At 31.3% G+C, this 16688-nt stretch carries 16 protein-coding genes; 10 read left to right on the top strand and 6 right to left on the bottom strand.

The features are described 5' to 3' along the window. Window positions 1-135: 135 nt before the first annotated feature. Window positions 136-438: a hypothetical protein gene (locus tag P2W65_RS00230; protein ID WP_179006430.1), complete on the bottom strand. Its 303-nt coding sequence runs from the start codon at window positions 436-438 to the stop codon at window positions 136-138. Window positions 439-880: 442 nt separating this feature from the next. Between P2W65_RS00230 and tgt the strand changes: the two genes are divergently transcribed. The 10 genes from tgt to P2W65_RS00180 all read left to right on the top strand — a co-directional run bounded on the left by tgt (window position 881) and on the right by P2W65_RS00180 (window position 11185). Continuing rightward, window positions 881-2011: a tRNA guanosine(34) transglycosylase Tgt gene (tgt, locus tag P2W65_RS00225; RefSeq protein WP_179006428.1), complete on the top strand. Its 1131-nt coding sequence runs from the start codon at window positions 881-883 to the stop codon at window positions 2009-2011. A gap of 101 nt (window positions 2012-2112) precedes the next feature. Continuing rightward, window positions 2113-3201, top strand: coding sequence for an LptF/LptG family permease (locus P2W65_RS00220; RefSeq protein WP_179006426.1), 1089 nt, complete (start codon window positions 2113-2115; stop codon window positions 3199-3201). Beyond that, window positions 3188-4078 (top strand): DMT family transporter, encoded by an 891-nt coding sequence (locus tag P2W65_RS00215; RefSeq protein WP_289662639.1) that lies wholly within the window; start codon window positions 3188-3190, stop codon window positions 4076-4078. The genes P2W65_RS00220 and P2W65_RS00215 overlap by 14 nt, the downstream gene beginning before the upstream one ends. Window positions 4079-4190: 112 nt before the next feature. After that, complete coding sequence (locus tag P2W65_RS00210; RefSeq protein WP_091497480.1) at window positions 4191-5144, top strand: acetyl-CoA carboxylase carboxyltransferase subunit alpha; 954 nt, start codon at window positions 4191-4193, stop codon at window positions 5142-5144. A gap of 140 nt (window positions 5145-5284) precedes the next feature. After that, window positions 5285-6829, top strand: a complete 1545-nt coding sequence (dnaB, locus tag P2W65_RS00205; protein ID WP_289662637.1) for a replicative DNA helicase — start codon at window positions 5285-5287, stop codon at window positions 6827-6829. Between the two features lie 136 nt (window positions 6830-6965). Continuing rightward, complete coding sequence (locus tag P2W65_RS00200) at window positions 6966-7319, top strand: hypothetical protein (protein ID WP_289662636.1); 354 nt, start codon at window positions 6966-6968, stop codon at window positions 7317-7319. 16 nt (window positions 7320-7335) lie between these two features. After that, a complete protein-coding gene (locus P2W65_RS00195) occupies window positions 7336-7971 on the top strand; it encodes a hypothetical protein (RefSeq protein ID WP_289662635.1) in 636 nt (211 codons plus the stop codon). 30 nt (window positions 7972-8001) lie between these two features. Beyond that, window positions 8002-8793 (top strand): sensor histidine kinase, encoded by a 792-nt coding sequence (locus P2W65_RS00190; RefSeq protein ID WP_289662633.1) that lies wholly within the window; start codon window positions 8002-8004, stop codon window positions 8791-8793. A 116-nt stretch (window positions 8794-8909) separates the two neighbouring features. Further along, window positions 8910-9575: a response regulator transcription factor gene (locus tag P2W65_RS00185; RefSeq protein WP_289662632.1), complete on the top strand. Its 666-nt coding sequence runs from the start codon at window positions 8910-8912 to the stop codon at window positions 9573-9575. A gap of 350 nt (window positions 9576-9925) precedes the next feature. Then, a complete protein-coding gene (locus tag P2W65_RS00180; RefSeq protein ID WP_289662631.1) occupies window positions 9926-11185 on the top strand; it encodes an asparagine synthetase B in 1260 nt (419 codons plus the stop codon). A gap of 2 nt (window positions 11186-11187) precedes the next feature. Here the strand turns inward: P2W65_RS00180 and P2W65_RS00175 are convergent, their stop codons facing one another. The 5 genes from P2W65_RS00175 to P2W65_RS00155 all read right to left on the bottom strand — a co-directional run bounded on the left by P2W65_RS00175 (window position 11188) and on the right by P2W65_RS00155 (window position 16556). Continuing rightward, window positions 11188-11991 carry an endonuclease/exonuclease/phosphatase family protein gene (locus P2W65_RS00175; RefSeq protein ID WP_289662630.1) on the bottom strand — a complete coding sequence of 268 codons (804 nt, stop codon included), beginning with the start codon at window positions 11989-11991 and terminating at the stop codon, window positions 11188-11190. Between the two features lie 69 nt (window positions 11992-12060). Further along, window positions 12061-12294 (bottom strand): hypothetical protein, encoded by a 234-nt coding sequence (locus P2W65_RS00170; RefSeq protein ID WP_289662628.1) that lies wholly within the window; start codon window positions 12292-12294, stop codon window positions 12061-12063. Window positions 12295-12369: 75 nt separating this feature from the next. Beyond that, a complete protein-coding gene (locus P2W65_RS00165) occupies window positions 12370-13038 on the bottom strand; it encodes a DNA-binding transcriptional response regulator (RefSeq protein ID WP_289662626.1) in 669 nt (222 codons plus the stop codon). 9 nt (window positions 13039-13047) lie between these two features. Then, window positions 13048-14739 (bottom strand): ATP-binding protein, encoded by a 1692-nt coding sequence (locus tag P2W65_RS00160; RefSeq protein ID WP_289662624.1) that lies wholly within the window; start codon window positions 14737-14739, stop codon window positions 13048-13050. Window positions 14740-14831: 92 nt separating this feature from the next. Continuing rightward, entirely contained in the window at window positions 14832-16556 is a 1725-nt protein-coding gene (locus P2W65_RS00155; protein ID WP_289662622.1) for a tetratricopeptide repeat-containing sensor histidine kinase, read from the bottom strand. Window positions 16557-16688 lie beyond the last annotated feature (132 nt).

Genomic DNA, 16688 nt, shown 5'->3' with positions numbered 1-16688 from the left:
GAAAAGCAAAAATATGATAATTGTATGCAAAAGTTTTGCCACAGATTATACGGATTGTAATGATTTTAAAATCTATTAAATCTGTATAATTTGTGGCAAAAAAAAGATATAAACTTTAGAGGAGGTTTAAAAGGTTTAATTAGTGTCGCTTTCGCTGTAATAATTGTTTTCTTCGTCTTCAGAACCAATATCTTCTTGTTCGTCGTCAAGCTCGGAACCAGGAACATCTAAATCGTTGCCGATTTTATCGCTGTTCTGTTTCCATTCGTGATTATCATTATTAATTATTCTTTCTCCAGAAATGTCTTGAGGATCAATGTCTTCTAATCTTTCTTCTTGATTGTAAATATCTTCGTTTGCTGGATAATCCATGTTTTCAAGGTTTTTTTCGATTTGATCGTCCTTGATATCATCTAATTTATCTTCTGAGTTTATCATGATTTCTAAAATTTTAGTTGAATATTAAAATTACGAAAGAAATGAATGGGTTTGTTATACTTTAATAATAGGATTGCTGCAGTTTTTACATTCCGATTTTATCGATGGATTTTCTTGAAGAACCGTTTGCGTTAGGGATTACTTCACAGAGTTTTATTTTTTATTGGAGTTCAGTGAACTTCGTTTGTAGCGGCATCCTTTTGTGACAAATGTCAAGACTTCATTAACAACGATAATTTCTGGAACAAAAGATATAGCGGATAGCCCGACTGAAGGGAACGCCCAAAATAGTTTTAGTTTCAAGTTTCAGGTTTTCTTTGTTTCAAGTTGGGGACATCAGGTTTTAGCTTGATGAGAATAATTTTCTAATTTTCTAATTGACAAATTATCTAATTAATTTTCCTGAAATTAAACTATCTTTGCGCTCTGAAAAAAGAAACAAATGAAGTTCGATTTATTACAAAAAGATCCGCAGTCTAAAGCAAGAGCGGGGAGTATAACTACTGATCACGGCGTAATTGAAACGCCTATTTTTATGCCGGTTGGAACGGTTGCATCTGTGAAAGGTGTGCACCAGCGTGAACTTAAAGAAGAAATAAATCCGGATATTATCCTTGGAAATACATACCATTTATATTTGCGTCCGCAGACTGAAATTTTAGAAAAAGCTGGTGGATTGCATAAATTCATGAACTGGGATCGTAATATTTTGACTGATTCGGGAGGATATCAGGTATATTCTCTTTCATCAAACAGAAAAATTAAAGAAGAAGGGGTAAAGTTTAAATCACATATTGATGGATCTTATCACTTTTTTACTCCTGAAAATGTAATGGAAATTCAGCGTACCATTGGAGCTGATATTATTATGGCTTTTGATGAATGTACGCCTTATCCTTGTGATTACAGATATGCACAGCGTTCGATGCACATGACACACCGCTGGTTAGATCGTTGTATTAATCATTTGGAAAAGGTACCTTATAAATACGGTTACGAACAAACATTTTTTCCAATTGTTCAAGGAAGTACTTATAAAGATTTACGTCGTCAGTCGGCTGAATATATTGCTAATTCTGGACAACAAGGAAATGCAATTGGTGGACTTTCGGTTGGTGAACCTGCAGAAGAAATGTACGCGATGACAGAAGTGGTTTGCGAAATTCTTCCTGAAGACAAACCTCGTTACTTAATGGGAGTTGGAACTCCAATAAATATTCTTGAAAATATTGCGTTAGGTATTGATATGTTTGACTGTGTTATGCCAACGCGTAATGCAAGAAACGGAATGTTGTTTACAGCAAATGGAACAATCAACATCAAAAACAAAAAATGGGAAGCAGATTTTTCTCCAATTGATGAAATGGCGCATACTTTTGTAGATACAGAATATTCAAAAGCGTATTTACGTCACTTGTTTGCAGCTAATGAATACTTAGGAAAACAAATCGCTACAATTCATAACCTTGGATTTTATATGTGGTTGGTTCGTGAAGCTAGAAAACATATCTTAGCCGGAGATTTCAGACCATGGAAAGAAATGATGGTTAAAAATATGAGTCAAAGACTATAAAAAAGTTTCAAGTTTTTTTAGTTTCAAGTTTCAAGTTGCTCAGTGTAACATGAAACTTGAAACGTGAAACCTGAAACTTTTAAACTTGAAACAAAAAATATATGCTGACAATAATAGATAAGTATATTTTAAAAAGATATTTAGCCACTTTTTCGGTAATGATTTTATTATTTATTCCGATTGGAATCGTAATTGACGTTTCTGAAAAGGTAAATAAAATGCTGGAGAATAAAATTCCATTTACAGAAATTGCGCTCTATTATTACAATTTTACGGTATATTTTGCCAATTCATTATTTCCGATATTCTTGTTTTTATCTGTAATTTGGTTTACTTCAAAATTGGCTAATAATACAGAGATTATTGCGATTTTAAGTTCTGGAATTTCTTTTACACGTTTTTTGCGTCCTTATATTATGGGAGCAACTATTGTGTCTGTATTTGTGCTTTTAATGGGTTTTTTTATTGTTCCTGCTGCCAGTGAAGGATTCAATAATTTCAGGTATACTTATTTAAAAGGTAATGGAAAAGCAGAAATGCTTGGTAATAATACCAATGTTTACAGGCAGATTAATGATAACGATTTTATTTTTGTAAACAGTTTTAATGAAGAATCTAAGACGGCCTTTAATTTTACATTAGAGCATTTTGAAAAGGAAAAACTAACCTATAAAATTACTGCAAGCCGTATTAAATGGGATCCTAAAAAAAAGACCTACATTTTGTACGATTACACCAAAAGAACAGTTGGCGAATTGAATGATGTGCTTGAAAAATCGCCGGAAAAAAATGTAGCTTTTAAGTTTGAACTAGCCGATTTAACCCCTGTTGTTTACATCGCAGAAACATTGACTTTAGGCAAACTGATCGATTTTATTGAAAAAGAAAGAAAAAGAGGCTCTGGAAACATCAACACTTATCTTGTTGTTCTTTATAAAAAGTATAGCGTTCCAGTTTCTGCTTTTATTTTGACTATTATAGCTGTTGCAGTTTCTTCTATGAAACGACGCGGTGGAATGGGAACGAACTTAGCAATCGGAATAGCGATTGCCTTCTCATTTGTATTCTTTGATAAAATTTTTGGTACACTTGCCGAAAAATCTACTTTCTCACCTTTATTAGCTGTCTGGTTCCCGAATATTGTTTTCGGAATCTTAGCAGTTTATCTATTACGTAATGCGAAACGATAATTTAAAAAGTTATTTAAATCTTCACTTAATTGTTTTTATCTGGGGTTTTACAGCCATTTTGGGTGCTTTAATAACTATTGATGCCAATAATCTGGTTTGGTATAGAATGCTTATTGCCATGATTTTTTTAGGAGCTTTTATCGCTTATAAAAAACAATCTTTTCAAGTTCCTGTAAAAGAATTATTTAAACTGATTTTTGTTGGATTATTAATTGCCTTGCACTGGATTTTCTTTTTTAAAGCCATTCAGGTTTCCAATGTATCCATTACACTTTCTATTTTTTCGCTAGGCGCTTTTTTTGCCTCTTTACTAGAACCTTTATTTTATGGACGTAAAGTTTTGTGGTATGAAGTTCTTTTTGGTCTTGTAATTATTGCAGGTTTGGGACTGATTCTTCAGGTAGAAATAAAATATCTAACGGGAGTTTATTATGCTTTAGCTGCAATTATTTTAGGAGTTTTGTTTACCTTAATGAATGGAAAGCTGATTTCAGACCATGAACCTTCAGTAATCACTTTTTATGAGTTTGGTGCTGGAGTCTTTTTTATCTCAATTTATTTTTTATTTCAAGGAAAATTTACGGCAGATTTCTTTACGATGTCTTTAAATAACTGGGTTTTGCTACTGGTTTTATCCTCTATTTGTACAGCCTATGCCTTTACTGCATCAGTAAAAGTAATGCAGCGATTAACGCCATATACGGTAATGCTAACCACGAACTTAGAGCCTGTTTACGGAATAGTTTTAGCTTATTTCATATTAGGGGGGAAAGAAAAAATGAGTGTGGAATTTTATATTGGAGCAGTTATAATTATCATAACCGTTATCCTAAATGGTGTTTTTAAACACTATCAGAAAAAGAAAGAGAGCTTGTAATAGTTTCCTTATTTTTAAAATGCATTTTTATACTTTAAATAACAATTAACTTCGCCAATGATATAATATTTTTATATTTGCGGTTCGATTTACAAACAAAATTCAAAAATCCATGGAATATTTAGATTTTGAGCTTCCAATTAAAGAACTTGAAGAACAGCTAGAAAAGTGCGTTATTATTGGAAAAGAATCTGACGTTGATGTAACACCTACCTGCAAGGAAATCAACAAGAAATTAGAGGAAACCAAGAAAGATATATACAAAAACCTTACTGCTTGGCAGCGTGTACAATTGTCAAGACACCCAAATAGACCGTATACGTTAGATTATATTAAAGCAATTTGTGGTGATACGTTTTTGGAACTTCATGGAGACAGAGGTTTTAAAGATGATAAAGCAATGGTTGGTGGTCTTGGTAAAATAAACGGACAGTCGTTTATGATTATCGGACAGCAAAAAGGTTTTAATACTAAAACACGTCAGTATCGTAATTTTGGTATGGCAAATCCAGAGGGATATCGTAAAGCTTTGCGTTTGATGAAAATGGCAGAGAAATTTGGAATTCCAGTTTTGACTTTGGTAGATACTCCGGGTGCATATCCAGGATTAGAAGCTGAAGAAAGAGGACAAGGAGAAGCTATCGCAAGAAATATTTTTGAAATGGTTCGTCTTCAAGTGCCGATTATCACAATTATTGTTGGTGAAGGTGCTTCTGGTGGAGCTTTAGGAATTGGTGTTGGAGACCGTGTTTATATGTTAGAAAATACTTGGTATTCTGTAATTTCTCCAGAATCTTGCTCTTCTATTTTATGGAAGAGCTGGGAATACAAAGAGCGTGCAGCAGAAGCTTTAAAATTGACATCTTCTGACATGAAAAAACAAAAATTAGTAGATGATGTTATTCCGGAACCACTAGGAGGAGCGCACTATGACCGCGAAACAACTTTTAAAACAGTTGCAGAATACATCACTAAAGGATATAATGAATTAAAAGACTTATCAACAGCCGACTTAATTGCCCAAAGAATGGACAAATACAGTAATATGGGCGAGTATAAAGAGTAAATTCATAAAAAGAGACTTAAAATCCGAAGCCTTACAGTTTCGGATTTTTTTTTGGTTATGAACAAATCAGGATTATTTATAAACAATTAATAGTTATAACTCGATAGCAGATTTTTTTTAAATTTTGCTACTTTCGCTATATGGAAAATTTCAAAAACTTAAGCCCTGTAAAGGTCGACAAAACCACCATTATCAACTTAGAAAAAGGTAAGTTGCCACCGCAAGCTCTTGATTTGGAGGAAGCTGTGTTAGGTGCAATGATGATTGATAAAAAAGGGGTAGATGACGTAATTGATATTTTGCAGGCAGAAGCTTTTTATAAAGACGCACACAAACATATTTTTGAAGCGATTTTACAACTTTTTACCGAAACGCAGCCTATTGATATCTTAACAGTTTCGACTCAGTTAAAGAAAAACGGAAAGTTAGATTTAGCGGGTGGAGATTTCTATTTAATTCAGCTTACGCAGAAAATTGCTTCTTCGGCGCACATCGAATTTCATTCGCGTATCATTCTTCAAAAATTTATTCAAAGAAGTTTGATTAGAATTTCTTCAGAAATTATTGAAGCATCCTATGATGAAAGTGCAGACGTTTTTGATTTATTGGATCAAGCTGAATCTAAATTGTACGAAGTTACACAAGGAAATATCAAGCGTAGCTCCGAAACCGCACAGAGTTTGGTTTTACAAGCTAAAAAGAAAATTGAAGAGATTTCTAAAAAAGAAGGATTAAGTGGTGTAGAGACTGGTTTTCATAATCTAGATAAACTAACGTCTGGATGGCAGCCGAGTGATTTAATTATTATTGCGGCCAGACCAGCGATGGGAAAGACGGCGTTTGTACTTTCTATGGCTAGAAATATTGCGATCCAATATGGACATGGAGTAGCTTTGTTCTCTCTGGAGATGGCATCTGTTCAGTTAATTACGAGGCTTATTTCTTCTGAAACAGGATTGTCGTCAGAAAAATTGCGTACAGGAAAATTAGAGGCTCATGAATGGACAATGTTGAGTACTAAGGTAAAAGATTTAGAGAAAGCGCCTTTGTTTATTGATGATACACCTTCACTTTCTATTTTCGATTTAAGAGCAAAATGCCGTCGTTTAGCGTCACAGCATGGTATTAAAATTATTATTATTGATTATTTGCAGTTGATGACTGCCGGAGGAAATGCTAAAGGAGGAGGAAATCGTGAGCAGGAAATTTCTACAATTTCCCGAAACTTAAAAGCTTTGGCAAAAGAACTTAACGTTCCGGTAATTGCACTTTCTCAGTTGTCACGTGCCGTTGAGACGCGTGGTTCTAGTAAACGTCCTTTACTTTCGGATCTTCGTGAATCTGGAGCAATTGAGCAGGATGCCGATATCGTTTCGTTTTTATACCGACCAGAATATTACAAAATTGAGGAATGGGATGATGAAGAGGCTTCGCCAACTGCTGGTCAGGCTGAAATTATGATCGCAAAACACCGTAATGGGGGTATTGAAAACATACGTTTGAAATTTTTAGGACACCTAGGGAAATTTGATAATCTTGATGAATTTTCGGGTAGCTATGACGATCTGCCGTCAAAAATGAATCATGATGATAGTCCGTTTGTGACAAATAATCTGCCTTCAGCCAATGAAGCATTTGGCAGTAATTTGAACGATGATGACGATGACAGCGATGTTCCATTTTAATAAATTGTAAAGGCCTTATTTTTTAAGGCTTTTTTTTTGTTTTTGTGCTAATTTTCTAATTAAAATCAGTAGTTTAGCTATACCATTAAGGAACTATTTATTTTTTTAAAGTATTAACCAATAACAAATTTAAATTATGAGTGAAGAAAAATTTCCTGGACCTATCAAGGTGCCTTTGACAACTGCCGAAAAGTGGGAGAAAAGATACGATGATGATACTTCTGTTGAGGATCGTAAGAAAAAAGTTAAATCTTATTTAATTCCTAGAGAAAGTTTAGAGCTGGTTTTAAAGCTAGATACTGAAGCTGTTCGTGCTTACATTGGGATTAATGACCAAAATGAGAAAACTTTACTTTTTGTTGGAGCCAAATATGATCCAGAAACGGGTAAATACGTAGATGTTTACGGTACAGAAGTAGGAGCAGATGAAGGCGAAAACGAAGGTATACCAATTGTTTACGATGGTGCACGTCCAAGTCCTCCATATTAATTAAATCACTTTTAGAATGGATGATTTTTTAATATATTCAAGTTATTTGATTTTATTGATTAATCTTATGTTATATTCATTTAGCTTTTTCCGAAAGGAAAAAGCTAATGTTTTTTTTGTTTTCTATTTGGGCTTCTCTTTTGTAATGCAAATTTCAATGGAAGTTATTTATCATTTAGAGCTAAACAATTTATTCCTTGTTAATATTTTTTTTATAGGACAAATGATTTTATTAGGGCTCTTTTATGATTCGTTATTTTATCTTAAAGTTCAAAAAATGTTTGTTCGAACAACTTTAGTAATTGCTCTGTTGATTTTATCAATACAATTTATTTTAGATGCTGGTCAATTTTTGAAGTTTAATCTGTTTGAAATCACTTTAACATCTTTACTTATTGTTGTTTTTGCGCTACTTCATTTTTATAATATGCTTACAGAAGGTAAAAAGTTCTATTATATAAGTATTGCAGTAGTTTTTTATTTATTAGCAAGTACAGTATTATTTTTAATTGGAAATCTTTCTACAGGGTTAAGCACTGATTTGAAATATCTAAGCTGGCAGTTAAATGCTTTTTTGCTTATAATTTATTATTTGATTATTCTATTTGAATGGAAAGTAAGTTTTTCTCCGAAAAAAAGTTTACAAAGTTAGTTTGTAATTGTCTAACATAAGAAAACAGATATGAACACCCATTCAATTCCTGATAAAGAGCTAGTTGCTATTATATTGTATATCTCCTTGTTTTTTATAATTGTTGCAGTTGCGTTAATTATATTCTTTTATTTTTCTAGAAAAAAAATCATTCAAAAGGAATTAGAAAAAAAAGATTTAGAGCTTCGTTACCAAAAAGAACAGCTGCATGCAAATATTGTGACACAAGAAGAAGAACGTAAAAGAATTGCACAAGATCTCCATGATGATATCAGTTCAAAATTAAATATTGTTTCTTTAAATAGTCATTTACTAACCGCGCCAAATCTTACTGAAGCAGAGACTGCTGAAATTACAGAGAACATAATCGCTTTGACAACTAAAGCATTAGACAATTCAAGAAAAATTGCCCATAATCTATTGCCTCCTGTTTTTGAAAAATTTGGACTTAATGCAGCAATAGAAGAACTGTGTGAAGAATTTGAAAGCAGTAAATCTGTAAAAACACATTATAAAAATGAGATTGATTTTGATGATAATGATATCGATAGACATTTACATGTTTTTAGAATTCTGCAGGAACTTATGAATAATTCACTCCGACATGGAAAAGCGACAGAGATTTGGATCGCATTTTCTGAGAAAGAGGGAATAAATACCTGTGACTACGAAGATAATGGAGTTGGTTTTGACAGTACTAATGCTGAAAATCAAAAAGGATTGGGAATGAAAAATATTGACAGCCGTATATCGTTTCTAGAAGGTGAAATAAAAATTACATCCGAAATTAACAATGGAATCGTAGTAAACTTTAGTTTTTAAGCTAAATAAAATGGCTTATGTAAGGTTTTTTATCAATAAAATAAGGTAATTGAGTATTTTATAAATCATATTTCGTAAATTCGGCAGACCAAACTAAACGACCAAAATCAAATAAGATGAATGCTGCTATAAAAATTGCCTTAGTCGATGATGAAATTTTGTTTCGCAAAGGAATTTCTTTTTTATTGCAGAGGGAAGAAAATATTGAAATTATTTTTGAGGCCTCAAACGGAGACGAACTTATTGCTCTGTTAGATAAAAACGAAATTAAACCAGACATCATTATAATGGATTTAAAAATGCCGGTTCTAAACGGTGTTGAAGCCACAAAAATTATTCGAAAATCATATCCTGATATTAAGATTATCGCTTTGACAAGTTATGATACGAAGTCATTTATTGCCAATATGATTCAGGTTGGTGCGGTAGCTTATTTGATAAAAAACACTACTCCAAAGGATTTAATTCTCACAATCAATGAAGTAGCGGCGAAAGGTTTCTATTATGATGAAAGTGTTCTAAAGACAATTCGAGAAACTATAGTTTCTCCTAAAAATACAAAAGGTGGGCTGGAGACTAATTTTCTTTCGCCTCGCGAAGTAGAAATACTTCAATTAATCTGCCAGCAAAAGACAACAGCAGAAATTGCAGAACAGCTGTTTCTAAGTCCAAGAACCGTAGAAGGACACAGGAATAATTTACTGCTTAAAACAGAATCCCGAAATATTGCTGGTCTTGTTGTATATGCTATTCAAAATGATTTAGCGGTTCTGACAATTTAATTATGTTAAGCTGTCAAAAATTGAATTGACAACACGTAATACAATATAATTGTTACTACAAGAACACATAAACCTATTTTTTGAATTATATTCATACCTTTTTCTTGGTTATTACTATCATTAAACTTCATGGTGGTTTGTTTTTTTACATTGATTAGTTTGATGATCTGGGATAGCAAATGTATATAGATTATTTTAGCATACTATAGGTGTTTTTACCCTTTTTTTTCAATATTCCAAATCAGGTATTTTTACCTGTTTGACTATTTAACATTCTGTTAGGCTAGAAAAAATTGTAAGCATTCTTTTTTTTAAGTCTTCCTTTATATCTTTACTAAAATAATTTTCTAATGCATAAGAGTTTATTCTACATTTTTATACTGCTAATTACATTTAATACTCGAGCATCGTTTATCTTACTTCCTATGGATGAATCTACACAGCAGAATCATTTAAAGGCTTATGGTATAACATATTGGTGTTTGAGCAGAGATTATAAAGCAAGCTGGCTTTTAAATTATCGCGGCGGTTCTTTTTTGCTTCCAGATGCCGAAGAAATTAGAAAAGAATGTAAAATTAGAGGAGTAAGTTTTGAGGTTATTTCAGATAGTGAAGAAGCTTCAATATTAAATGAAATTTCAAGCCCTTCTCAAAATATGGAATCTGTAATTTTAGAAAAAGCTCCAAAAATTGCAGTTTATACTCCAAAAGGAAAACAGCCTTGGGATGATGCCGTTACTTTGGTGCTGACTTATGCAGAAATTCCTTTTACCCCGATTTACGACGACGAAGTTTTAAGTGATCAGCTTTTAATGTATGATTGGCTTCATCTGCACCATGAAGATTTTACCGGTCAATATGGGAAATTTTATGCAGCTTATAAGAATACTCCTTGGTATATAGATCAAAAAAGAGATTCTGAAGCTCTGGCTGCAAAATTAGGTTATTCAAAAGTATCTCAGGAAAAAGGTGCTGTTGCAAAAAAAATAAGGGATTTTGTTGTTGGCGGTGGTTTTATGTTTGCTATGTGTTCTGCTACAGATAGTTTTGATATTGCACTTGCAGCCGATGGTGTTGATATTTGTGAAGCTATGTTTGATGGAGATCCAAGTGAATCCAATTACCAATCCAAACTAAATTATAATAATTCTTTTGCGTTTAAAAACTTCACTTTAGAAAGAAAACCTGAGGTTTATGAGTTTTCGGATATTGATATGACGACAAAAAGAAGAATCATGATGGATAAAGATTACTTTACTTTAATGGAGTTTTCTGCAAAATGGGATCCAATTCCAAGTATGCTTTGCCAGAATCATACACAATTAGTGAAAGGATTTATGGGGCAGACAACATCATTTGATACTTCATTGATAAAATCGAATGTCTTGATTATGGGAACCTGTGAGTTAAATGGAGAATCAAGATATATTCATGGCGAAAAAGGAAAAGGAATGTTTACTTTTTTTGGAGGACATGATCCTGAAGATTTTCAGCATCAAGTTGGTGATCCGCCAACAGTTTTAGATTTGCATCCAAATTCGCCTGGTTATAGATTGATCTTGAATAATGTATTGTTTCCTGCTGCAAGAAAAAAGAAACTAAAAACGTAATTTTAGTTTAGAGAGAATTCAAGCCAGATCGGAATATGATCGGAAACTCGTCTAGCATTCTGAAGAGAGTCAAAATCTTCATAAAACTTTATAATTCCTGAATTAATTGCTTTTAGCTTCGAAGATTTATAAAATATATTGTCAAACTCTGAAGCTAGGCAGATGTTATTTTTACATTTTTGTTTTAGTGTGGTCTTTTGATTCTTTAAAACGGAATCGTATCCCATTTTTTTAAGAGGATTAAATACAGAATGTTTTTCAGGACAGTTAAAATCACCTAAGAAAACTAAGTTTAAATTGGGATATTCGTTTGGTAAAAACTTGAAAAATTTGATTTCGGTTTCAGGCTGTTTTTTTTGAGTTATGGCGTGAAAGTTAACTAGCGTAATTTGTTTTCTATTGATTTCAAACGTTGCTAAATAAGGTTCTCGATCAATCTCTAAACGATATTTTTGCTCCAGCCAAGGTTTGTTTTTTAATTTAATTTTACCACTTTTCCAGATATAGGCATATCGTTCAGTTTTATAACTGCTGCCTGTTGTAGGATCACTTATGATATAATCCCATTTAGTACCTTTTTCGTTTAGAATTCCAGCTAGTTTAGCTACAGTTTGTGCACCTCCATATCCAGCAACTACTTCTTGGATAGCAATTATATCGTATACGGCAATTTTTTTTGCAATATAATTGAGTTCTGTATCAGATTTTGATTTGCCAAAGTTTTCAATATTCCATGATAAAACTTTGGTTTGTGCAAATGATAAAAAGGTAAATAATAGTAGAAGAGGGCTTAGAATGCTTTTCATGTAAAATGTAAATGAAATCAAATATATAGGTAATTCCTATAACTTACATTAAACCTTCCTCAGAAATTATTAATGTTTTTTGTATCTGTTTTTTAAAGCAGTTCCTATGACTATAATTTGTAAAACAAGCAATGCAGGAATAAAGATTATTTTCCAATCGATTTCTAGCCAGCCGGTTTTTTCAGACACATAAGCAAAGCTTATAGATAAAAAAAGACAAAGAAACATTGTTTTCATGATAATTTTATTTTGAGTTGTATTGATTCTTTCAATAAAAGTAATCGTTTTGTTTTTTGGTTTCATTAGTAAGTTGATAGGGCTGTAACAAATTTAGATCTATTAAGTTTATATTCCTTACGGGATTCCGTAATACGCAAATTAAACTAAGCCAAAATCTTTAGCAATAGCTATAAGATGTACATTATTATTGGCCTTGAAATAGATTTTTAATTTGTTAATTCTCTTCTCAATACTGCTTGTACCGTTTGGAGTTATAGATAAATCTTTAAATTCTTTAGAAATGCTTTCTAAAATATATCCTTGAGAAAGAAGTTTTAAGATTGATATATCATAAGATTCAATTTCAATCAGTGCCTTGTCATTAAAACTAAAGGATAAATCAGAAGAAATAATTTTTTCTTCATTATTGTAAGTGCTTACAATAGCATTTTTTAGTTCTGTAATACTATTTCTTCCTTTAGAAACATAAGCACTTATTCCTAAATCATTAAAAAGAGTTTTAATTCTATAACTTTTATCTTCAATAGAAAAGACGATTTTCTTTAATGTAGGCTGTACTTTGTTTACAGCTTCAATGAGCTCATCACCACTGTTTAAGACAGCCTTTCTATGATCTGATTTAAATGATAAATCGCTGATTAATAAATCATAAGGTTCTTTTTCAAGTAGAGCCTTTTTTATCTTAAGCAAAGCTTCGTCACAGTATTTTACATGGTCAATAACAGGAACTTGTAAATCTTCCAATACTTGAACAACTGCAATGCTGATACTATCTAAATCTTCGGCAACTAAAACTTTTTTAAACATATTTTTATCTTATATAGGGAATGTGAAATTTATTTTAAAGGCTTTTTCTAATGTTGTATCAAAATTAATAGTTCCTTTTATTGTTTTAATACGGTTTTCCACATTTTGTAGTCTTTTTTCTAAAATAATTTGATTTGAAGCAAATTCACTACTGTTTTCAACATACAAAACGTTTAATTTTTTGTCTTTTAATTTTAAAACGATGCTTACTATATTCGAATTGTTATCCTTTTTCATATAGTATAATAATTCTTGTAGGATTCTGTAAAGTATGATTTTCTTGTTTTTATCAATAGAATCCCATGAAATTAGGTCAAAACCATTTAAGATAATATTTGTATCATGGCTTTTATATTCTGAAATCATTTCTTTTAAGGCCAAAATGTAACGTGTATCAGTTGGTATTTTGCTGTTCTCTCTTGAAATATTTCGAGTTTTTGAGTAAATGCTGTTTAAATCACTCAATAATATTTCCTTATTTTCTTTGTTTTCTAGATTGTTATCGTGAACAAATAGTAAAGTGTGGTATATATTGGAGTTAAGCTCATCATGTAGTTTCTGGGATATTCGCATTTCGCTTTTAAATATGGCATCATTTTTTTCTCTTTTGCCTTTAGTAGTGATGTAGAATATTAAAAAAAGTAATACAAGTAAACTTATAGAGATTACTACATACGAAATATAGCTCCTATTTTTTTGTCTTTGCAGCTGTAATTCTTTTTGTGTTTTTTGATTTTTTAGCTCAAAATTTTCTTCTTTGTCTTTATTGGAATCATAAATTATAGTAGCAAATTGATTTTTTGCTTTTTTTCTGCTGCGAATCACACTATCATTTAATGCTAGATAAGTTTCAAAATGTTTTCTTGAATTTTTGACATCATCAGCTTTAATTAGATTGGCCAGCATATCGATTTCGTATATGGTCGATTTTGTTCTTTTTGCACATTCGTATGCTTTTTGTGCATTAATTTTAGCTAATTCTGGGTTGTTGTATTTCTTGTAAAAGATATAAAGAGAGAAATAATTTGCAATTAATTCATAATCATTGTTGGTTTTGATTGTTAATTCTAAACTCTTGTTAAAACAATCAAATGCCAATTCCTTATGATCTCCAATGCGTAAATAACAAAGTCCAAGATTATATAAGAGAGCTGCGTATTGAACATCGGTATTTGGAGGATCAATTTTATCTCTAATCTTATGTCTGGCAAGAGGTCTTAATATACTTATGGCTAGTTTATATTTTTTTTGCTGAATATATATAAAAGCAATATGTGTTAGTATGTCAGATTTTCTAAAGGAAGAGATTGCCTTTTTGTATGCTTTTCGCTGGTAAAGCAATGCAGTATCATAATCGTAAATAGAAAAATAATTATGCGCCATTAATGCATAGGCATTCACAGGATTTTTTGCTTTTGTGGTTTTTTCTAGATAAGGTAATGTCTTTGTTAGTGTGTTTTCGGCTTCATAGAAATCGCCAAATCTTTGTTGGACATCCGCAATATTTGTTAACGATTGAACATAATCATCCGGATAATCTGCTTTGGGATTGCATAATGATGCTGCTTTTTTAAAATAGAAAAGTGCGCTGTCATATTTTCCAGGATCCAAAAGAGCATCTCCTTTTAGTATTAATTTTTGTATAGCAGCTGAACGATTCTCTTTGAAAAGTATTTGTTGCTGTTTTTTTTCCTTATACAATTTTAAGGAAAGAATAATAGCTAAAATGGCGAAAAAAATAAGGAGGCAAAAGGCAATATGTTTTTTCTGGAAAAATAAAAATAAGCTCTTAATCATGATAATGGAAATTTGAAAGAGACTTTAAATCCTTGATTAGGGCTGGAAGAAATATTGATTTGTCCTTTTATTTTATGAATTCGATTTTTAACATTATAAAGCCCATTTTTAAATATAATTTTATCTGTATCAATTCCTTTTCCGTTATCAGCATAATTAATTAGAATGTTTTTTTGGTCTTTTGTAAAACTAATTCCAACTAAAGAAGCTTCACTGTATTTTCGCATATTAACAAGCAACTCCTGCAATACTCTGTAGACAGTGGATTTTTTGTTTTGATCCACTTCACTCCAATCGATAGTATCCAATCCAGTTAAAATTAAATTTATATGTAAAGTGCTAAAACCAGAAAGCATTTCTTTAAGTGATGTTATATAATTTTCAGTAGTGATTGCAGGATTTTCTTTTGAAATATCTTTTGTCCTCGAATAAATTGCGTCTAAATGATTTAATAATTGCTGTTTATTTTCGGTTTGGGATAAATTTTTGTTTTCTGCAAATGCCATTGTATGATAAATATCGTTTGCTAGTTCATCATGAAGTTTTTTAGAAATTCGGGTTTCACTATCATAAGTGGCTTCAATTTTCTCGCGATTAGCTTTAGAGGTTAGATAGTAGTACAAAATTAAAATCATACACAAACTTAGTACTATAGTAATATAGGCTATAATGTTTTTATTTTTCTGTCTTTCCACTTTGAGTTCATTTTCGGCTCTATGTGTTTTCAGTTTTAAATTTTCTTCTTTTTCACGTTTGGAGTTATACTTAATTTTTGAAAGGTTATTCTTTGATCTTTGTGCAGTTATATAAATGCTGTCATTTAGACTAATATAAGATTCAGAGTATGTTTTAAATTCCTCATCAGAGCTGTGCTTAATTATCACCCTTAAAGCAGTTAAACTTTCTTCGGCCAGATTGGTTTTACTAAATTCTTTATAACTTAAAATCGCATATTTTTTTGATAAAGAAGAATTTTTTGATTCATACAATTGTGCAAGATGAAGATAACTTTTTCCCAGTTCATCAGGATTTTGCAGCTTTTTTTTAATCGCTAACCCTTTCAGCATATAATCTAATCCACTTTGATTGTTATTAATTTTAAAATAACACAATCCTATATTATCTAATAAAGAGCCGTAAAATTTGGGGTTAATGATAACCTCTTTTGTGTTTTCTAAAGGAAGAAAAATAGTAAGGGCTTCATTAAATTTTTCACTTTGAATTAATGCAATCCCTATACTGTTTTTTGAAATTAATTTTTTCTCTGTCTCTATATTTAGCTTTAGAGTTTTTTCGTAGTATAAAATTGCACTTTTGTTATCAAAGGTATTTAGAAAATTATTGCCAAGAGTGGTGTAAAGAGTCCATACAAGAAGTGGGTCTTTGATAAATTTTACGTATGGCAATCCTTGTGTTAATGTGGTTTCACTTCCAGCATAATCACCATACTTTTGCTGGATGATTGCCATATAATTTAAAGTGCTAATATAATTTTCAGGATCTTTTGATGGAGAAGACATCGATAATGCCTCGTTGTAGTAATAAAACGCACTATCCAATTTATTCTCGCCAAATGAGGTATTTGCTAGAGCAATCAATCTAGTAACTTTTATTTTATTGTAGGTTTCTTTTTTTTCTATTACAGTATTTTTCTGGCAAGAAAAAACTGCTGAAAAAGTAATAAATAGGTAGAAGTAAAACCGTATTCTTTTTGGTATCATGCGCCAAAAGTAAATAATTTTACAAGTTTTAAAACAGTATAAATACGGTAATTTGAAATATTTTTAAAAATTGATTTTTTTTAATTTCTAATTTTTATATAAATACAAAAAAGCCCTTTAGGAATAAGGGCT

Source organism: Flavobacterium panacagri (assembly GCF_030378165.1).
GTDB lineage: Bacteria > Bacteroidota > Bacteroidia > Flavobacteriales > Flavobacteriaceae > Flavobacterium > Flavobacterium panacagri.
This window is presented reverse-complemented; position numbering and strand designations above follow the sequence as displayed.

What these genes read in the sequence shown, in the direction of transcription:
- P2W65_RS00230 (WP_179006430.1), bottom strand. Translation starts at nt 438, where the DNA reads ATGATAAACTCAGAAGATAAATTAGATGATATCAAGGACGATCAAATC.
- tgt (WP_179006428.1), top strand. Translation starts at nt 881, where the DNA reads ATGAAGTTCGATTTATTACAAAAAGATCCGCAGTCTAAAGCAAGAGCG.
- P2W65_RS00220 (WP_179006426.1), top strand. Translation starts at nt 2,113, where the DNA reads ATGCTGACAATAATAGATAAGTATATTTTAAAAAGATATTTAGCCACT.
- P2W65_RS00215 (WP_289662639.1), top strand. Translation starts at nt 3,188, where the DNA reads ATGCGAAACGATAATTTAAAAAGTTATTTAAATCTTCACTTAATTGTT.
- P2W65_RS00210 (WP_091497480.1), top strand. Translation starts at nt 4,191, where the DNA reads ATGGAATATTTAGATTTTGAGCTTCCAATTAAAGAACTTGAAGAACAG.
- dnaB (WP_289662637.1), top strand. Translation starts at nt 5,285, where the DNA reads ATGGAAAATTTCAAAAACTTAAGCCCTGTAAAGGTCGACAAAACCACC.
- P2W65_RS00200 (WP_289662636.1), top strand. Translation starts at nt 6,966, where the DNA reads ATGAGTGAAGAAAAATTTCCTGGACCTATCAAGGTGCCTTTGACAACT.
- P2W65_RS00195 (WP_289662635.1), top strand. Translation starts at nt 7,336, where the DNA reads ATGGATGATTTTTTAATATATTCAAGTTATTTGATTTTATTGATTAAT.
- P2W65_RS00190 (WP_289662633.1), top strand. Translation starts at nt 8,002, where the DNA reads ATGAACACCCATTCAATTCCTGATAAAGAGCTAGTTGCTATTATATTG.
- P2W65_RS00185 (WP_289662632.1), top strand. Translation starts at nt 8,910, where the DNA reads ATGAATGCTGCTATAAAAATTGCCTTAGTCGATGATGAAATTTTGTTT.
- P2W65_RS00180 (WP_289662631.1), top strand. Translation starts at nt 9,926, where the DNA reads ATGCATAAGAGTTTATTCTACATTTTTATACTGCTAATTACATTTAAT.
- P2W65_RS00175 (WP_289662630.1), bottom strand. Translation starts at nt 11,991, where the DNA reads ATGAAAAGCATTCTAAGCCCTCTTCTACTATTATTTACCTTTTTATCA.
- P2W65_RS00170 (WP_289662628.1), bottom strand. Translation starts at nt 12,294, where the DNA reads ATGAAACCAAAAAACAAAACGATTACTTTTATTGAAAGAATCAATACA.
- P2W65_RS00165 (WP_289662626.1), bottom strand. Translation starts at nt 13,038, where the DNA reads ATGTTTAAAAAAGTTTTAGTTGCCGAAGATTTAGATAGTATCAGCATT.
- P2W65_RS00155 (WP_289662622.1), bottom strand. Translation starts at nt 16,556, where the DNA reads ATGATACCAAAAAGAATACGGTTTTACTTCTACCTATTTATTACTTTT.